This window comes from Yersinia frederiksenii ATCC 33641 (assembly GCF_000754805.1).
Classification (GTDB): Bacteria; Pseudomonadota; Gammaproteobacteria; order Enterobacterales; family Enterobacteriaceae; genus Yersinia; species Yersinia frederiksenii.
The window spans coordinates 226211-244673 of record NZ_KN150731.1 but is presented as its reverse complement, the minus strand read 5'-3'; the positions used below and the strand labels follow the sequence as shown (position 1 = coordinate 244673).

Here is an 18463-nt window from a genome sequence, read left to right as displayed (position 1 = left end):
CTATTTTGGGTAATTAACATTAAAAACACAAATGTATATATACCGTCGATGCTAGGACAATAGCAATAAATACGGGGAATCCTTTAGAAAAAATGATGTATTTACTAAAATTACCTCTTAAGGATTAACCTTATGTATGTATCTATATTATCCACTAACGCACCACTTTCAGACTTGGTTTTAGGTGCCTCAATCTATTTCCCGCCGATGTTTAAGGCGGTTATGCTAGGTTTGGTGTTATGGCTATTGATCCATCATGTGCTACGGAATTGGATCTACTCTGGTGATATCTGGCATCCAATATTAATGGATCTGTCAATTTTTGTCATCGCAGTCAGCATTTCTTTATGGATATTAGCCAGTTGGTAAATTGATATGAATCATCAGTCTTTTAAATACTTCACCTCAGTCATTGTATTCGCCCTCGCAATTTGTGCTGGCTGGTGGATGTGGAATTATTACATGCAATCGCCCTGGACTCGCGATGGCAAAGTTCGGGCAGAATTAGTCAGCATCACCCCGGAGGTCTCCGGCCGGTTGGTTAAAATACTAGTTCATGATAACCAGTTGGTAAGCTCGGGGAGCTTATTATTTGTGATTGACCCACAACCCTATCAGTTGGCGCTGGATAATGCCCAAGCGGCTGTCGTCAGGGCTCAGGCTGAATTAGCTAAAGCTAATCATGAGGCCGAACGACGCCGAAACTTGCCTAAAAATATCATTTCTGGCGAAGATCTCGATATTGCCAATTTAACCGCAGAGAGTATGAAAGCGGCTTATCAAGGAGCACTCGCCAACCTTGAACAAGCGAAATGGAATCTCAGCAAAACCCGTATTTATGCGCCAGCCAATGGCTATATCACTAACTTACAGACTCGCGTAGGCAACTATGCCACCGCCGGTACTCCTTTAGTCGCGCTAATAGATACCGACTCATTCTATGTGATGGGCTATTTTGAGGAAACCAAACTGCGACACATTAGGGAAGGTAATGAAGCCAAAATTGTGCTGTATAATGGCAACATTCCTTTACGGGGAGTGGTAGAAAGTATTGGTCGTGCCATTTATGACCAAAGTGTCGATACCAGCGGCAATTTATTGGTTGATGTGAAGCCAAATGTCCCTTGGGTGCGTTTGGCACAACGCGTTCCGGTGAGGATTAAATTGCTGGATGTTCCTGCCGATGTCACCTTGATTGCCGGGACCACCTGTACCATTTCCTTGGTGCAGTAAACCATGCGCCTTACTTTCCCCTCGTGGCAGCAAACCCCTTGGGGTAAGGCCAGTGCAGGTCAGTGGCGCTACGCACTGCGCAATTCGCTGGCGATGTGTTTATCACTGTGGGTCGCCTTTGCATTGAATCTGGATGAACCCTACTGGGCGATGACCTCTGCCGCAGTGGTCAGTTTCCCGACTGTCGGTGGTGTCATCAGTAAAAGTATTGGCCGGGTTATGGGTAGCCTCATGGGTGCTACGGCATCGTTGATTATTGCTGGCCATTGCCTCAATGACCCTTGGCTATTTACCTTTGTCATTGCCGCCTGGATTGGTTTATGTACTTTTGTCTCAAATCATTACCAGAACAACGTTTCTTATGCTTTTGCATTAGCCGGTTACACTACCGCCATCATTGCCTTTTCTACTGTCAACACCACTGATACACAACAAATTTTCGATATTGCCCAAGCCAGGGTTTGTGAGGTCATTACCGGTATTGTCTGTGGTGGTCTGATGATGATGCTGCTGCCCAGCACTTCAGACGGTGAAACATTGCTGACATCCCTGCGTCGGATGCAAGCGCGCCTACTGGAACATGCCGAATTATTGTGGCAAACCGAGTTGACGCCACAGATTCGTACCTCACACGAGGGGCTGATTGGCCAGATCCTCACCATGAATCTGCTGCGAATTCAGGCGTTTTGGAGCCATTATCGTCTGCGGCGACAAAATAACGTTTTGAATTTTATTTTGCATCGCCAGCTACGCATCACCAGCGTGATGACCAGTTTGCGCCGTATGTTGGTTAACTGGCCCTCCCCACCGGACAATTTGGCCACGGTGCTGGCGCAACTATTGGCGGCTTTGCAACAACCGGATTGTGACAAATATCAGCTTGCCAAAATACTGCAACAAATCGCGCCTCATGATGAATTTGACTATCGTCACCGGGCCTTCTGGTTACGATTACGTCATTTTTGCTGGCTATATTTGCAAGTGAATCGTTGGTTGGCACAGTTGGATAAAGAGCCGGAAAGTGGCATGTTATCACCGCCGCCAGTGACATCGTTGGCCCGCCATACCGACACCTATGAAGCGGCCTATAATGGGCTGAGAACCTTCGTTTGTATCGTTATCGGCTGCGCGTTCTGGATAAATACGCAATGGAGTTCTGGCAGTGCGGCATTAGCATTAGCGGCGGTCAGTTGCGTGCTCTACTCTGCCACCCCCTCGCCAACCGACAGCATCGCCACCCTATTGAAAGCCATTGTTTTGCTCTCCATCGGCTGCTTTATTCTGAAATTTGGCGTGATGGTGCAAATAGATGATTTTTGGCAATTTGCCGTGTTGCTGTTCCCGATTTTAATCACTATGCAAATGATGAAGCTCCAACATCCATCTTATGCTTCACTGTGGGGGCAACTGATTGTATTTATGGGGTCTTTTTTGAGTGTAACCAACCCACCCAGCTATAATTATCAGGAGTTTCTGAATGATAATATCGGTAAATTGGTGGGTGTGATGTTGGCCGGTGTCGCATTCCAGGTTCTGCGCCCCAGCTCTGATAAACGTAAAAGTCGCCGCATTATCCGCATGTTGCGCCGTGACTTTATCGATCAACTGAGCAGTTATCCGCAACAGAGTCAGAATCAATTTGAATCTCTGATTTATCACCGTATTAGTCAGCTTAATCTTAGCAAGGACCAACCCGCCCGGGTGTGGCTACTGCGCTGGGGGATGGTACTGCTCAATTGCAGCCATGTGGTCTGGCAACTCCGTGATTGGCAAACCACGTCAGCACCCCTGTCTGCAGTGCGTGACGTGTGTATTCACTGTTTGAAGGGCTGTATGACCGATAAAGGGATTCAACCGACGTCGCTGCAAGCCACGTTGCAAGAATTGCAGCGGATGAGCGCTATCTTGGGGCAATACCCGGATGCCTCAGGCCGAGAACTGGCCGGGCTTATCTGGCGGCTATATTGCTCACTAACGCAGCTACAACTGGCGGTACCTGACGAGGGAAGCAAAACGGCGCCAACCTAAAGCTGGCGCCAAGAAAAACCTTAAGGCACGTCATAGCCCAACGCAGCACGGCGAATACGGAACCACTGCTGGCGAGTCATCGTCAGAGAGAGCGACGCCCAGGCGGTTTTTACCCGCTCAATCTTGCCAGAGCCGATGATTGGCAGTGGCGCTGACGGTAGACGCAGCACCCAGGCATAAACCACTTGCTCAATACTTTCAGCACCAATTTCATCCGCAACGGCGTGCAATTCGTCACGCAATGTCTGGCACTCAGGATCACTAAATAGGCGGCCGCCCCCCAAACAAGACCACGCCATTGGCTTGATGCGCAGTTGTTGGCAAGCATCGAGCGTACCATCCACAATCGCTGGCTGATGTAGTGGCGAAATCTCGACCTGATTAGTGACCAGCGAGAATGGCAGGCGCGATTGCAGTAAACTAAATTGAGCCGGGGTAAAGTTTGAAACACCAAAATGTTTTACTTTGCCGCTTTTGTGCAATTGAGTGAATGCTTCTGCAACTTCATCCGCATCCATCAATGGGTCTGGGCGATGAATCAGCAATAAATCAAGATAGTCGGTGTGCAGATGAGTCAGTGATTGTTCAGCACTTTCAATGATGTGCGAGCGATCAGTAATATAATGCCCCAGTGCATGTTCCGGTTTTGCGGTGGTCGCAATACCACATTTACTGACCAACTCAAGCTGGCTACGCAGAGAGGGTTTAAGACGTAATGCTTGCCCAAATGCCTGCTCGCATTGATAGCCACCGTAAATATCTGCGTGATCGGCAGTGGTGATGCCCAATTCAATATGTTGCTCAATAAAGACCAGCAATTGCTCCGGCGTCATGCCCCATTCCATTAGGCGCCAATAACCGCAAATCATACGTGAAAATTCAGGCCCTTGCGGAGCAAGTTGGCTACGTGTATTCATTATTAGCTACCTCATTTGTTTATTTGCTCATAAGCATACACAACCGACAAAAAGGATCATCCTCCCTGTTCAATGAATTGAGGGTCAATTGGGGGCTGAGCAATAAAATCGCCATAAACGTTAAAAAAACCCGCAAAAAATCAGAATAACGAAGGCTGTTCCGGCAAGGTTTCATCGGGGGGTTTGTTAGCGCGCTGCAAACGCAATAGCCGCTGGCGGCACAAGCGCAATACATCCCGCTTTTGCGGATCACTCAGCTTCATCCAATTAAAGCGCTCTTCCCGGCTGCGCATACAACCACGACAAAAACCACGGTCATCTGTTTGGCAGATACCGCGGCATGGGCTGGGAATGTCAAAAAACTCAAGTTGCTGAGCCACATAATCTCCTGATGCTGGTCCCTTAATTGAAGACTGCTTCATCGCCGCTGGCAAGTCCCGATTTCTGTCGGTAAGAGAATTCGGTGGTATTGGCCCCCTGTGTGCGCCTCAACCGCTAAGGTTATCTTAAGTTTCATTCGTTACTCTGCTGGCAATGAGTGAACTGTAGAGTTTGATTTTCATAATGAATGTACGATGCAAGTTACAGTGTAACGGATTGGTTTTTATTCTGGCCAGCGCGCTGTTTTTTACCCTATTCCAGAATGCACTCTTTATATATAAAGCCTGGTCGCTGATTCACTTTGATAGCAGTGACAGCTATTTCTTTGCCGCAACCATACCGCTCGTGATTTTCTGCGCCCTCAATATTATTTTTAGCTTGCTGGCGGTACCCTTATTGCGCAAGCCCCTTATCATTATTTTTCTGCTCGGCAGTGCGGTCGCTAACTATTTTATGTTCAGCTATGGTGCCGTTATCGATGCCAATATGATGCAAAATGCCTTTGAGACCAATTCACAAGAGGCCACCGCCCTTTTCACCCCTCGCATGGCTCTATGGCTGTTGGTGTTAGGTATTTTTCCTGCCATTATTATCTGTTTTGTACACATCCGGGCAAGCCGCCCGTGGTGGTATATGCTGGGGTTACGTGCCGCCAATATTTTGCTCTCCACCGTGGTTATTCTATTGGTGGCCGCTCTCTTTTATAAAGATTACGCCTCATTGATTCGTAACAATAAAAGCATCGTCAAGATGCTCACACCGTCCAATTTTGTCAGCGGCAGTTTTCAGTTTGCCAAACATAAATATTTTGCCAGTAACATGGCATTGGTGACGATAGGTGAAGATGCCCATAAAGGCCCTATCATTAGTGGACAACAGAAGAAAACATTAGTCATTTTAGTGGTCGGCGAAACCGCCAGAGCAGAGAATTTTTCACTCGGTGGTTATGGGCGAGAAACCAATCCTCGCTTGCAAAAACAAAACGTTATTTTTTTCAAAAATGCCTCATCCTGTGGCACTGAAACGGCGGTGTCGGTGCCATGCATGTTCTCGAATATGCCGCGCAAAAATTATGATGCTACGCTGGCGAGTCATCAGGAGGGTCTGATGGATATCCTGGCGCGCGCGGGGTTGAATGTCTTGTGGCGAGAAAATGATGGTGGCTGCAAAGGTGCCTGTGATCGCATTCCTCATCAGGATGTGACGCAACTGCAATTGACCGCTGATTGTGAGAATGGTGTCTGTCTAGATAATGCATTGCTCTATAAATTAGATAACCATATCAATGAGCTACAAGGGGATGCTGTCATTGTCTTGCATCAGATGGGCAGCCACGGCCCAGCATATTACCGCCGCACCTCCCCAGAAATGCGCCCGTTCACCCCAACCTGTGATAGCAACCAAATTCAGGATTGCACCCCGCAAGAGCTGGTAAATACTTACGATAATTCTATTCTTTATACTGATGCGATGCTGGATAGCACCATTAAGTTACTGCAACAGCACAGCAGTAAATTTAATACCGCACTGGTCTATCTCTCCGATCATGGCGAGTCTTTAGGGGAAAATGGTATGTATTTGCATGGCACTCCTTATATGTTCGCCCCTAGCCAGCAAACACACATACCTTTTTTAATGTGGTTGTCTCCCGAATATACAAAAAGCTATGGCATTGACCATCAATGTCTATCCGACAGCGCGCAACAGAATGAAGTTTCTCAGGATAATCTTTTCCACACCCTGTTGGGCATGATGAATATTCAAACGACTGAGTATCAGACTGAAATGGATTTGCTACAGAAATGTCGCAACCCAAACCAGTAAACAAAAAGTGCTGTTAGAAAACCAATAACCCAAATATTGATGCCAGCCCCCCTCCGCTGGCATTTTTTTTCTTGACCTAGACCGATCGGTCTATTACGCTCTTTGGCATGAACAAAATACAACATGCACATGTAGATACCCGCGAGCATCTATTGGCAACGGGCGAGAGTCTCAGCCTGCACCTCGGCTTCAATGGTATGGGCCTTAGCCAGTTACTTACCACTGCGGGTATTCCGAAAGGGTCGTTTTATCACTACTTCCGTTCAAAAGAAGTTTTCGGTGAGGCGATGCTACAGCGTTATTTTGATCGTTACGATGCTGCGATGGAAAGCTTATTAACCCAGCCGCAAGGGGATAAACGCCACCATCTACTGCACTATTTTGCTCAATCTATTGCTAACTATTGTGGCAGTGAATGCCACAATGCTTGTCTGGCGGTTAAACTATCAGCCGAAGTGAGTGATTTATCCGAACCGATGCGTCACGCGTTGGATATCGGCACTGCTCGCGTCATTGGTCGTTTACAAGATGCCATCGAAGCCGGTATTGAAGAGGGTTCGCTGCGTATCACACTTTCCCCCGCCGCAACCGCAGAAACACTCTATGCCTTGTGGCTGGGTGCTTCATTGCGAGCCAAGGTGAAACGATCAGTGACTCCGCTGACTTGTGCGCTGGAAAGTATTGAATTGATTTTACAACCCACTTAATGATCTCATAATCCAATGATTCTGAAGTTGATATTATTTATCTTCAGGATTTACCCAGTCACTAGTCGACTGGTCTATTAATATAGGACGCACCATGACAACTGCTAAACTGTTCTCCCCTTTGAAGGTTGGCGCGCTCACTTTGCCAAATCGCGTATTTATGGCACCACTGACTCGCTTACGTAGCATTGAGCCAGGAGATATCCCAACCCCTCTGATGACTGAATATTATCGCCAACGAGCCAGTGCAGGTTTGATTATTACGGAAGCGACCCAGGTTTCTTTCCAGGCGAAAGGTTATGCCGGTGCTCCAGGATTACATACCCAAGAGCAGTTAAACGCATGGAAAAAAATCACTCAGGCAGTACATGAAGAAGGTGGACATATTGCCGTGCAGTTATGGCACGTAGGCCGTATCTCGCACAATAGCCTGCAACCGGGTCAACAAGCGCCAGTTGCGCCTTCTGCTATTGCAGCCGATACCCGCACCACTATCCGTGACGAGACCGGTGCTTGGGTGCGTGTTCCCTGCTCTACTCCGCGAGCACTGGAAACCGAAGAGATCCCTGGCATTATCAATGATTTCCGTCAGGCAACAGCGAATGCCCGTGAAGCTGGCTTCGACTATGTTGAACTGCATGCCGCCCATGGTTATCTGTTGCACCAATTCATGTCTCCTGCATCAAACCAACGTACCGACCAATACGGTGGTAGCATTGAAAACCGCACGCGCCTGACACTGGAAGTGGTCGATGCTACTGCCGCTGAATGGGGTGCTGAGCATATTGGTATTCGTATTTCACCACTGGGGCCGTTCAATGGACTGGATAATGGTGAAGATCAAGAAGAAGCAGCACTGTATCTGATTGATGAGCTAAACAAACGCCAGATTGCTTATTTGCACATCTCCGAGCCAGACTGGGCCGGCGGCAAACCTTATTCCGATGCATTCCGTGACGCCGTGCGCGCGCGCTTCAACGGTGTGATTGTCGGTGCTGGTGCCTATACCGCAGAGAAAGCTGAAAATCTGATTGAGAAAGGCTTTATTGATGCTGTCGCCTTTGGCCGCAGCTACATCTCCAATCCGGATTTGGTCGCTCGTCTACAACAAAAAGCGCCACTGAACGAACCCGATGGCGAAACTTTCTACGGCGGTGGTGCTAAAGGCTATACTGACTACCCAACACTGTAAGACTCTTTAGTGTAATTCATTCAATAACAGCCGGTTAGAAGATAATTCTGACTGGCTGTTTTGTTTTTGGGTAGTAGAGGATTACCGAGCTAGTGAGTGTGATAATATTGCTATATGATTATAAATTAGTTTTGATTTATAATGACTTGTAAATTAACTTATTGATTATAAGGGGCTTTGTAAATGCGCTTACTCCATACCATGATCCGCGTGGGTGACCTACAACGTTCCATCGATTTTTATACCAAGGTATTAGGAATGCGTTTGCTGCGCACCAGTGAAAATACCGAGTATAAATACTCGTTGGCATTCGTCGGTTACAGTGATGAGAGTGAAGGCTCAGTGATCGAGCTGACTTATAACTGGGGCGTTGATAGCTACGAAATGGGGACCGCATTTGGTCACCTAGCGTTGGGTGTCGATGATGTTGCCGCCACTTGTGACCAAATTCGTCAGGCCGGGGGTAAAGTGACTCGTGAAGCCGGCCCAGTCAAAGGCGGTAACACGATTATTGCTTTTGTCGAAGATCCCGACGGTTATAAAATCGAGTTAATCGAGAATAAGAGTGCCGGACATGGCCTCGGAAACTGATTAACGTCAAGGGCACCGGTAAGGTGCCTTTTTTCTCATCGCGATATCCCCCTGCATCCCGCGCTAAAATTTGACATAATGCGCGCTGAATTCGATGAAGATAAGAAACTGATGGCAGATAAAAGTGACCTTAACGCCCTGAGTGGCCGTTTTCGTGGGTATTACCCGGTAGTAATTGATGTTGAAACCGCCGGTTTTAATGCTCAAACTGACGCATTATTAGAAATTGCCGCCGTTACCTTGCAAATGAACAAGGAAGGTTGGCTGTTGCCAGATGAAACACTGCATTTTCATGTTGACCCTTTTGAAGGTGCCAATCTGCAACCTGAAGCTTTGGCATTTAATGGCATAGACCCGACCAACCCTTTGCGTGGTGCAGTCAGTGAATATGACGCCTTACATGCCATTTTTAAAGCGGTGCGCAAAGGCCTGAAAGATCAAGGCTGTAACCGGGCAATTATTGTCGCGCACAATGCCCACTTTGATCACAGCTTTGTGATGGCTGCAGCTGAGCGAGCCAGTTTGAAGCGCAATCCATTCCACCCTTTTGCCACATTCGATACCGCCGCGCTTAGCGGATTGGTGCTAGGGCAAACCGTGTTGGCTAAAGCTTGTCTGACTGCGGGTATTCCATTTGACAGTAGCCAGGCTCACTCCGCGTTGTACGATACGATGCAAACCGCAAAATTATTCTGTGAGCTGGTTAATCGTTGGAAAAAGCTGGGTGGCTGGCCGGTTCCGGCGGGTGAATCTGAATCTGAATAATCAGATTTCAGGATTAAAAAAGGTGGCCTGCAAGCCACCTTTTGTTTGTTGCACTCACCAGCCAACGCATTATTCTGCGGCGGGTTTTTCTTCTTCTGCACGGTATTTATCGGCAGTTTCTTTCAGCAACTGTTGCAGTTCGCCGCGCTGATACATCTCCATCAGGATATCGCAGCCACCAACCAATTCACCATCAACCCATAACTGTGGGAAAGTTGGCCAGTTGGCATATTTTGGCAGCTCGGCACGAATATCTGGGTTTTGCAGAATATCAACATAAGCAAAACGCTCGCCGCAAGCGGACAGCGCCTGCACAGCCTGAGCAGAGAAACCGCAGTTTGGCAGCTTAGGTGAACCCTTCATATAAAGCAGGATTGGGTTTTCCGCTATCTGGCGCTGAATTTTATCAATCGTCGTCATTTCTTGCTTCCTCAAGCCCTGTGGCTACAATACTTATTACTCAATTTAATTATTGCGTACGGCCCATTGTAGCGACTGTCACGACAGGAATAAAACGCCATCTTTTGCAGGGGCTTTACTCTGTCAGCAAATGGTTATATTGTCAGCTACAAATATATACATTTATAATAACATTTTTGATCCCATTACTTCATTATTATCTTCTGCAAGGAATGCCGGAAATAGCGGGTGATTAACTCGTTGACGTATGGTTGATTTAAGGCCATTTGACGTGTGAAAAAACAACAATTGCGACGCCATTAACGTTTTCTCACAATATCGATTAGATTCTTGTAGCTCTGCGCTTTTTTATATCCGGAGTTTCGGCAATACTGTGACTCTTCATATTCATTTCAGGGCCAAGGTTGGTAGCGTTATTATGCGTTTAATTCTTACGCTGTTTGTGCTGCTGTTTACCCAGCTATTTCTAAACCTGGCGCATGCGTCGCCGCAGGCTCACGTCTCTGCTGAGCAAAAGAAAGGTCAGGTTAGTCAGGCCAGTCCTGATGACCGCAAGAAACGTAAAGCAGATAAAAGCATTAAGAAAGTTAAAGTCGACAACAATAAAACCCCCTCGCGTAAAAACGTCACAAATAAAATAGCAACTAATAACGATAAAAAGAAAACAGCCGCCACGGCTAGCAAAACTATTAAAAAGAAAGCACAAGCAGTCAGCAAACCTACCGGCAAAAAATCAAACAGTAGCAAAGCAACAGAAAGTAAAAAAACCGTTATTAAAACTGCAGCCAATAAAAAAGCGGCAGTTAAAAAAACAGAAAAAGTCGCTTATGGCCGACATAGAAATAAAGCACAAGGGAAAGCAAGCACCGAGTTAGCCGCAAATAATAAGATAAAACTCAGCCCTGCCCATAAAAAACGCTACCAGCACGCCAAGCAGACTGCCATGAGTAAACTGATGAAACAGGTCGGTAAGCCTTATCGTTGGGGTGGTACCTCCCCTAATACCGGCTTTGATTGCAGCGGGCTTATTTATTACGCCTATAAAGATGTTATCAGAATAAAAATGCCCCGCACGGCTAACGAAATGTATCATTTGCGCGATGCTGCGCCAGTGAAACGAGCTGAATTAGAAAGTGGCGATCTGGTGTTCTTCAATATTGCTAATCGCGGTGTTGCCGACCATGTCGGTGTTTATTTAGGTAACGGCAAATTTATTCAGTCCCCGCGAACGGGCGAAGAAATCCGAATCAGCATGATGGATAATGACTACTGGCAAGATCACTATGTCGGCGCGCGTCGCGTAGTGACACCAAAAACCATCCGCTAATCTTTACGCTAGCACCCAGTAAATCTACTGGGTGCCTACATCACCACATTCTCATCAAATACATGACGCAATCTGTTTAACTTTCACGCAATATCCCATCTAATAATGTGGTTATATCTGTCATTCTTGTTGAAAGTTGTTAAGATTATGACCCACAACAAAAATTCAACAATTACGATTTAACCGCTCTTCGCCGCATCATGGCTACGACCAATGACCGGATTTGAGGAGCAAACACCCTGAGCAACCCCGAAAGGAGAGAGCTATGTCTTTTGAATTACCTGCATTACCCTATGCGCAAAATGCGCTGGAACCGCACATTTCGGCTGAAACACTGGAATATCATTACGGCAAACATCACAACACTTATGTCGTGAATCTTAATAACCTGATTAAAGATACCGAGTTTGCCGGTAAGACCTTGGAAGAGATTATAAAAACCGCCAACGGAGGTATCTTTAACAATGCAGCCCAAGTCTGGAACCACACTTTTTACTGGCATTGTCTGTCGCCGAATGGCGGTGGCGAACCGACGGGCAAAGTTGCCGATGCCATTAATCAATCTTTTGGTTCTTTTGCTGAATTTAAAGCGCAATTTACCGATGCCGCAGTGAAAAACTTTGGTGCAGGTTGGACGTGGCTGGTCAAAAAAGCGGATGGCACTCTGGCAATTGTCAGTACATCTAATGCGGCGACACCACTGACTACCAGCGATAAACCTTTGTTAACTGTGGATGTGTGGGAACACGCTTATTATATTGATTACCGCAACGCTCGGCCAAAATATCTGGAGAACTTCTGGTCTCTGGTTAACTGGTCTTTTGTTGAGAAGAATTTAGCTTGATAGCATAACAATAATTAAGGGCGGGTAAACCGCCCTTAATTATCACCGGCACGCGGCGTAATTAATTCATTACCGCCACGAAGCTAAAGACAATAATCATTGCCAGCGCACCAACAGTCGTAATCAGCGACATTTTCAGATTGGTATCCATAAAAACTCCTCAGCCGGTTAATTTTAGTAGGGAAAAGGCACATAAATAGTGCGTTAAATTATTTTCCCACAGTTAGGAAAAAAAATCTTGTGCTCATTACGCACTTTATAACATTGATTAGCTCTTCCACTTTTCCTCCAGATCAGACAAAATTCGCAGTTCATAACTGCATACCGACTAATAACGTCCAATAAATACTCTCAGACGACCAGCTGACTCAACCATCCAGCCTACTATCGTGCTTCTGTCTGAGCGGTTTTCGAGTAATGCAGGCAAACGATTAACAACATGCTTACCTGCTGTAACAGGTAAGCTTAGGAGTCATTCTTTTTATGGCAACGATTAAAGATGTGGCCAAACACGCGGGTGTGTCCACCACCACCGTTTCACACGTGATCAATAAAACTCGTTTCGTCGCCGAAAATACCAAGGCCGCCGTGTGGGCTGCCATCAAAGAACTGCATTATTCGCCTAGTGCTGTGGCCCGCAGTTTGAAAGTGAATCACACTAAGTCAATTGGTTTGCTGGCGACATCCAGTGAAGCCCCTTATTTCGCTGAAGTGATCGAAGCGGTTGAAAATAGCTGCTATAGCAAAGGCTATACTCTGATTTTATGTAACTCTCATAATAATCTGGATAAGCAAAAAGCTTATTTGGCCATGCTGGCGCAAAAACGAGTCGATGGGCTATTAGTGATGTGTTCAGAATATCCCGAACAACTGCTAGGGATGCTGGAGGATTATCGTAATATCCCAATGGTGGTCATGGATTGGGGCACTGCCCGCGGCGATTTTACCGATTCAATTATCGATAATGCCTTTGAGGGTGGCTATTTAGCTGGCCGTTATCTGATTGAGCGCGGTCATCGTGATATTGGTGCCATTCCAGGCCAGTTATCACGTAATACTGGGGGCGGTCGCCATCAAGGCTTCCTGAAAGCCTTAGAGGAAGCCAATATCACATTACGGGATGAATGGGTGGTTCAGGGCGATTTTGAGCCCGAGTCTGGTTATAAAGCCATGCATCAGATTTTGACGCAAAAACATCGCCCGACCGCCGTATTCTGTGGCGGAGATATCATGGCGATGGGTGCGATATGTGCAGCTGATGAGCTGGGTTTGCGTGTGCCGCAAGATATTTCGGTGATCGGGTATGATAACGTACGTAATGCTCGCTATTTCTCACCCGCGCTGACCACCATCCACCAGCCAAAAGAGCGATTAGGTGAATCCGCCTTTGCCATGTTACTTGATCGCATTGTCAGCAAGCGCGAAGACCCACAAACTATTGAAGTACATCCGAAATTGGTAGAGCGCCGTTCTGTCGCTGATGGCCCGTTCCGTGATTACCGCCGTTAATTCTCTTCAGCCAGTTACATTGCTCGTGACTGGCCGCTAATTCTGCACACCAGCATTAACCACGGCATTGTCATCTTTCAGCCATTCGTCATTTAGCGTGACACTGTCACCTAGGTAGTCCAGTAGCCACGCCAAAGCTGGGGAGTGGTTATTCTGCTCCCAAGTTAAGCAACATAGGCTATCTGGTAATGGTTCAGCTAACGTCAATACCACCAACTTCCCCTGGGCAATCAAGGGCGACACCATATGGGCCGGTACCATACCAATACAGAGCCCTTCACATAGGCAGTCGATCCCTGTTGTCCAGTCCGGTGCCACTAACCGTTGCTGGTTATCCAATGTCCAGGTATCACGCTTAGGCAAGTTTCGTGCCGTATCCTCCAGACACAGTGAAGGATAGGGTCGTAGCTGATTGTCGTTAAGTGGCCCGGTTAAACTGGCTAAAGGATGGTCCACACTCACCACGCAGTGCCACGTCAAAAAACCCATGTCGCGAAAGACAAAGCGCCCTCGTACCGGGATGGCTCGGGTGGCACCAATCGCCATATCGGCTTGCCCATCGACCAAGGCATCCCAGACACCATTAAAGACTTCATAGCGCACCCGTAACTCGACATCAGGGAAATGACGATAAAAATCCAACACTAAGCGGCGACTTCGCTGCGGTTTGACAATTTTATCGATCACAATATTTAATTGCCCACGCCAGCCATTCGCCACTTGTTGACACTGACGGCGAGTGTTATTCATTTTTTTGATAACATCTCGAGCTTCTTTAATAAAAACCACCCCAGCCTGAGTCAACTCGACATCCCGATGACGCCGTTCAAACAGTGGAACTGCCAGCCACTCTTCCAGTTGGCGCACAGTATAACTGACGGCAGACGGCACACGGTGCAATTCTTGAGCAGCTGCGCTGAAGCTCCCTGTGCGCGCCACGGCATCAACCACATCCAATGAGTATTCAGACCACATTATTCTTTGCCTCTTTTTACTCAATTATTTGATATCAATTTTTTTGATAGCTTGTCTCAAATATTAACGTTTCACAACTGAATATCGCAGCGGATAGAATGCCCCCGCTACAATCCCCTAATTATAAAGCTGTCTAAAGACAGTAAATTGCCTGCAAAATTATGATAAAGAGAAATAAAGTATGAAGACGTCTGCAAGTTTCATGTTCTATCTGGCGGGTTTGAGCATGTTGGGGTACTTGGCCACCGATATGTATTTGCCCGCCTTTGGTGCCATGCAACAAGAATTACAAACCTCCGCCAGTTCCATCAGCGCCAGTCTGAGTATCTTCCTCGCCGGTTTCGCCATCGCCCAGCTTATTTGGGGGCCAATCTCCGACAAATTAGGCCGTAAACCGGTGCTATTAGCTGGGTTGGGGTTATTTGCCATCGGCTGTTTGGGGGTGTTGTGGGTTGAAACAGCAACACAGCTCTTGGTGCTGCGCTTTATTCAAGCCGTGGGGGTCTGCTCAGCGGCAGTGAGTTGGCAAGCATTAGTGGTAGACCGCTATCGCGATGGTAAAGCTAACCGGGTTTTTGCCACCATTATGCCTTTAGTGGCGTTATCTCCAGCGCTGGCCCCATTGCTGGGTGCCTGGCTATTGAACCACTTTAGCTGGCGCTCAATTTTCGTCGTACTGTTGGTCGTGACACTGCTGCTGCTCATCCCAACGGCGTGTTTGAAAGAGCGGAAGAAAACGGCATCAGATAATGCCGGTCAAAACAAAAGTGCCATTAGTTTCTGGCAGCTACTGAAATCACCGGTATTTAGCGGCAACGTGATGATATTTGCTGCATGTAGTGCCGGTTTTTTCGCCTGGTTAACCGGTTCGCCTTTTATTCTGGGGGAGATGGGTTATAGCCCAAATGTGATTGGCTTGAGTTACGTCCCGCAGACTCTGGCCTTCCTGCTAGGGGGCTTTGGTTGTCGTAGTGCGCTGACTCGGATTAAAGGTAATACCCTGTTGCCTTGGCTGTTGGCCGGTTATGCCGTCAGTATGGTTGCTCTCTATCTGATAGCGACTTTGACCACGCCAACACTGATGACTTTACTTATTCCCTTCTGCTTGATGGCGCTTGTCAATGGTGCCTGCTACCCTATTATCGTAGCAAATGCATTAACCCCATTTCCGACCAATACAGGCAAAGCTGCAGCGCTGCAAAATACGCTTCAACTCGGTTTGTGTTTTGTCGCCAGCATGGCGGTTTCGGCTTATATCAGCCAGCCCTTGCTCGCCACAGTGACAGTGATGTTATCGACGGTTATTTTGGCATTCCTGGGTTATGGTATTCATTGCTACGCTTTGCGCCAACAAAAAGGCCACACGAATAGTGCTAGCTATAATTGCGCAGAGTCATAATTACCAATAAAAATAGTCACTAACGTACATGCTTGCCGGGAGAGATTTATTATTGAGAAAGCGCCCCGGCAAGCCTATACTCAATTTAACCAATTACGATAGCATCAAAAAAAAGCATTATCTTAAACATTTTCTGTGCGCGTGGATTGTGTCACATTTACTCTTATGGATGAGTCGCCCTAACTCAAAGAGTTATTAGGGTTTCTTCTTAATCTTCCTCTTAACCCAAAGTAAGGGAAGCTGCAATACCACTGCAACTTCAAATACTAGGGTATGTCCGTAAAGGACATCAGACACCAAGGTCACAATAACCTAATTGGTATGTATTCGCGTATATAGACCATGGCGCGGGTCATAAGTCAGAAGAAAGTGATGGAGAAGCTATGAGTTCATCCTGTATAGAAGACCAGAGTATTCAAGAAAATCCGTGGTTCCGCATTGTGCAAGAAATGCTGAATCGGGCTGATATTGAAATCAATGGCTCACGCCCCTTCGACATTAGAGTTAATAACCCGGACTTTTTTAAGCGGGTATTACAAGAAGGATCTTTGGCATTAGGTGAGAGTTATATGGATGGCTGGTGGGAGTGTGACCGCCTGGATATTTTCTTCCAGCGTGTCCTCAGAGCCGGCCTGGAAAAACAACTTCCACACCATCTCAAAGATACTTTACGTATTGCCGCCGCACGCATTATCAATTTGCAGTCAAAGAAAAGAGCCTGGATTGTCGGTAAAGAACATTATGATCTCGGCAATGACCTATTCAGCTTAATGCTCGACCCCAATATGCAATATTCTTGTGGCTACTGGAAAGATGCTACGACACTTGAGCAAGCGCAGGAAAATAAATTGCAGATGATCTGCGAGAAACTGCAATTGGCTCCGGGTATGCAGTTGCTTGATATTGGTTGTGGTTGGGGTGGGCTCGCTGCTTATGCTGCCCGTCACTTCGGGGTGTCTGTCACCGGTGTTACCATTTCCGCTGAACAGCAAAAATTGGCCCAAAAGCGCTGCGAAGGTTTGGATGTCACTATTTTGCTGCAAGATTATCGTGACCTGAATGAACAATTCGACCGCATCGTTTCTGTCGGGATGTTCGAGCACGTCGGGCCGAAAAATTATCACACCTACTTTAATGTGGTAAATCACAATTTAAAACCTGACGGACTATTCCTGTTACATACCATTGGGGCCAATCGTACTGATTTAAGTATTGATCCGTGGATTAATAAGTATATTTTCCCCAATGGCTGCCTGCCGTCAGTGAAGCATATTGCGCAGGCCAGCGAACCTTATTTCATTATGGAAGACTGGCATAATTTCGGTGCAGATTATGACCGAACACTGATGGCATGGTATGAACGTTTTCAAGCTGCATGGCCAAGTCTGGCAGAGAATTACTCACCACGTTTTGAGCGGATGTTTAGCTATTATCTGAATGCCTGCGCAGGTGCATTCCGCGCCAGAGACATTCAATTGTGGCAAGTATTATTCAGCCCCAATGGTGTCGAGGGCGGTATTCGGGTTCCTCGTTAATCCCTTATCTTAAGTTAGCAAGGCAGCGGGTCATCAACCCCCTGCTTTGCTCTCTTTTAACTAGCTCCGCACCACTTTTTCTACCGCAGCTGCCGTAGAAACAATATCGCGCTGTGCCAAAACCCGCTCAACAGTATCAACCACCGCTTGTGTCTGCGGATCTATCTCGATATTAACCCGATGCCCTAAGCGCTTTTTACCTAATGTGGTCCGCGCCAGCGTTTCGGGGATCAAATGTACACAGAAACGATTACCCACGACTTCACCGATTGTCAGGCTAATACCGTCAATACCAATGAAACCTTTATGCAGTACATATTTCATTAAATCGTCGCTGGGCATGCGGAACCAGATCTGACGGTTATTTTCTGAGGTGTATATCTTGGCGATTTCCGCAGTACAAATAATATGCCCGGACATAAGATGCCCACCAATTTCATCACTGAATTTAGCGGCTCGCTCCAAATTAACAACGTCACCAACCTTAATATCCCCCAGATTAGTAATACGCAGCGTTTCTTTCATTAAATCAAAACTGACCCGATTTCCATTCACTTCAGTCACTGTTAGACAGCAGCCATTGTGGGCAACAGAAGCGCCTAAAGCTAATTCTGGCAATAGCTCATCTGGCATTTCCACCACATGGGTGCGGAAGTTGGATTTTTCCTCGATGGCAACCACTGGCGCGGTGCCTTGAACAATACCAGTAAACATACGCCATGCCTCTTATCTGTTATCTATAGAAAGAAAAATGCTATGCCTTGATTTTGCCTCAGAAAATGAGGAAAACCAAACCACTTAAACGAAAAAGGCACT

General features: G+C 46.8%; 19 protein-coding genes. 13 read left to right on the top strand and 6 right to left on the bottom strand.

Going from position 1 to position 18463, the window contains the following annotated elements; genetic code table 11:
* Positions 1–132 precede the first annotated feature (132 nt).
* From DJ58_RS20195 to DJ58_RS20205, 3 genes are read left to right on the top strand one after another with little or no spacing between them, the layout of a single operon-like run.
* On the top strand, positions 133–369 hold the full coding sequence (locus DJ58_RS20195) for a DUF1656 domain-containing protein (protein ID WP_032910186.1): 237 nt from the start codon (positions 133–135) through the stop codon (positions 367–369).
* A 6-nt stretch (positions 370–375) separates the two neighbouring features.
* On the top strand, positions 376–1233 hold the full coding sequence (locus DJ58_RS20200) for an efflux RND transporter periplasmic adaptor subunit (protein WP_004706615.1): 858 nt from the start codon (positions 376–378) through the stop codon (positions 1231–1233).
* Positions 1234–1236: 3 nt separating this feature from the next.
* The gene (locus DJ58_RS20205; RefSeq protein ID WP_004706614.1) at positions 1237–3261 is read left to right on the top strand and encodes an FUSC family protein; all 2025 of its coding nucleotides are present in this window, start codon (positions 1237–1239) and stop codon (positions 3259–3261) included.
* 20 nt (positions 3262–3281) lie between these two features.
* On the opposite strand, the gene DJ58_RS20210 is transcribed toward DJ58_RS20205, so the two are convergent.
* Together DJ58_RS20210 and DJ58_RS20215 are read right to left on the bottom strand one after the other, a co-directional pair.
* Entirely contained in the window at positions 3282–4178 is an 897-nt protein-coding gene (locus DJ58_RS20210) for an aldo/keto reductase (protein ID WP_004706613.1), read from the bottom strand.
* 140 nt (positions 4179–4318) lie between these two features.
* Positions 4319–4558: a DUF1289 domain-containing protein gene (locus DJ58_RS20215; RefSeq protein WP_004706612.1), complete on the bottom strand. Its 240-nt coding sequence runs from the start codon at positions 4556–4558 to the stop codon at positions 4319–4321.
* A gap of 184 nt (positions 4559–4742) precedes the next feature.
* Here DJ58_RS20215 and eptA point away from each other — a divergent pair, with 184 nt between their 5' ends.
* From eptA to rnt, 5 genes are all read left to right on the top strand, one after another.
* Complete coding sequence (gene eptA / locus DJ58_RS20220) at positions 4743–6383, top strand: phosphoethanolamine transferase EptA (protein WP_032910184.1); 1641 nt, start codon at positions 4743–4745, stop codon at positions 6381–6383.
* A gap of 107 nt (positions 6384–6490) precedes the next feature.
* Entirely contained in the window at positions 6491–7090 is a 600-nt protein-coding gene (locus DJ58_RS20225) for a TetR/AcrR family transcriptional regulator (protein WP_004706610.1), read from the top strand.
* 94 nt (positions 7091–7184) lie between these two features.
* Positions 7185–8282: an alkene reductase gene (gene nemA, locus DJ58_RS20230; protein WP_004706609.1), complete on the top strand. Its 1098-nt coding sequence runs from the start codon at positions 7185–7187 to the stop codon at positions 8280–8282.
* 183 nt (positions 8283–8465) lie between these two features.
* A complete protein-coding gene (gene gloA, locus DJ58_RS20235; RefSeq protein ID WP_032910182.1) occupies positions 8466–8873 on the top strand; it encodes a lactoylglutathione lyase in 408 nt (135 codons plus the stop codon).
* A gap of 78 nt (positions 8874–8951) precedes the next feature.
* The gene (gene rnt / locus DJ58_RS20240; protein ID WP_004706607.1) at positions 8952–9638 is read left to right on the top strand and encodes a ribonuclease T; all 687 of its coding nucleotides are present in this window, start codon (positions 8952–8954) and stop codon (positions 9636–9638) included.
* 69 nt (positions 9639–9707) lie between these two features.
* On the opposite strand, the gene DJ58_RS20245 is transcribed toward rnt, so the two are convergent.
* Positions 9708–10058, bottom strand: a complete 351-nt coding sequence (locus tag DJ58_RS20245) for a Grx4 family monothiol glutaredoxin (protein ID WP_004706606.1) — start codon at positions 10056–10058, stop codon at positions 9708–9710.
* 418 nt (positions 10059–10476) lie between these two features.
* Here DJ58_RS20245 and DJ58_RS20250 point away from each other — a divergent pair, with 418 nt between their 5' ends.
* Positions 10477–11385 carry a C40 family peptidase gene (locus DJ58_RS20250; protein ID WP_032913171.1) on the top strand — a complete coding sequence of 303 codons (909 nt, stop codon included), beginning with the start codon at positions 10477–10479 and terminating at the stop codon, positions 11383–11385.
* Positions 11386–11650: 265 nt separating this feature from the next.
* Positions 11651–12229, top strand: a complete 579-nt coding sequence (gene sodB / locus DJ58_RS20255) for a superoxide dismutase [Fe] (protein ID WP_004706603.1) — start codon at positions 11651–11653, stop codon at positions 12227–12229.
* Positions 12230–12290: 61 nt separating this feature from the next.
* Here the strand turns inward: sodB and cydH are convergent, their stop codons facing one another.
* On the bottom strand, positions 12291–12380 hold the full coding sequence (cydH, locus tag DJ58_RS23275) for a cytochrome bd-I oxidase subunit CydH (protein ID WP_019079325.1): 90 nt from the start codon (positions 12378–12380) through the stop codon (positions 12291–12293).
* A 332-nt stretch (positions 12381–12712) separates the two neighbouring features.
* On the opposite strand from cydH, the gene purR reads away from it, so the two are divergent.
* Complete coding sequence (gene purR, locus DJ58_RS20260) at positions 12713–13738, top strand: HTH-type transcriptional repressor PurR (RefSeq protein WP_004706602.1); 1026 nt, start codon at positions 12713–12715, stop codon at positions 13736–13738.
* Between the two features lie 36 nt (positions 13739–13774).
* Here the strand turns inward: purR and punR are convergent, their stop codons facing one another.
* Entirely contained in the window at positions 13775–14713 is a 939-nt protein-coding gene (gene punR, locus DJ58_RS20265; RefSeq protein WP_004706601.1) for a DNA-binding transcriptional activator PunR, read from the bottom strand.
* Positions 14714–14894: 181 nt separating this feature from the next.
* On the opposite strand from punR, the gene punC reads away from it, so the two are divergent.
* The gene (punC, locus tag DJ58_RS20270; RefSeq protein ID WP_032910179.1) at positions 14895–16112 is read left to right on the top strand and encodes a purine nucleoside transporter PunC; all 1218 of its coding nucleotides are present in this window, start codon (positions 14895–14897) and stop codon (positions 16110–16112) included.
* Positions 16113–16495: 383 nt separating this feature from the next.
* Positions 16496–17647: a cyclopropane fatty acyl phospholipid synthase gene (cfa, locus tag DJ58_RS20275; RefSeq protein WP_004706599.1), complete on the top strand. Its 1152-nt coding sequence runs from the start codon at positions 16496–16498 to the stop codon at positions 17645–17647.
* Between the two features lie 60 nt (positions 17648–17707).
* Here the strand turns inward: cfa and DJ58_RS20280 are convergent, their stop codons facing one another.
* The gene (locus tag DJ58_RS20280; RefSeq protein ID WP_004706598.1) at positions 17708–18361 is read right to left on the bottom strand and encodes a riboflavin synthase; all 654 of its coding nucleotides are present in this window, start codon (positions 18359–18361) and stop codon (positions 17708–17710) included.
* Positions 18362–18463: the final 102 nt, after the last annotated feature.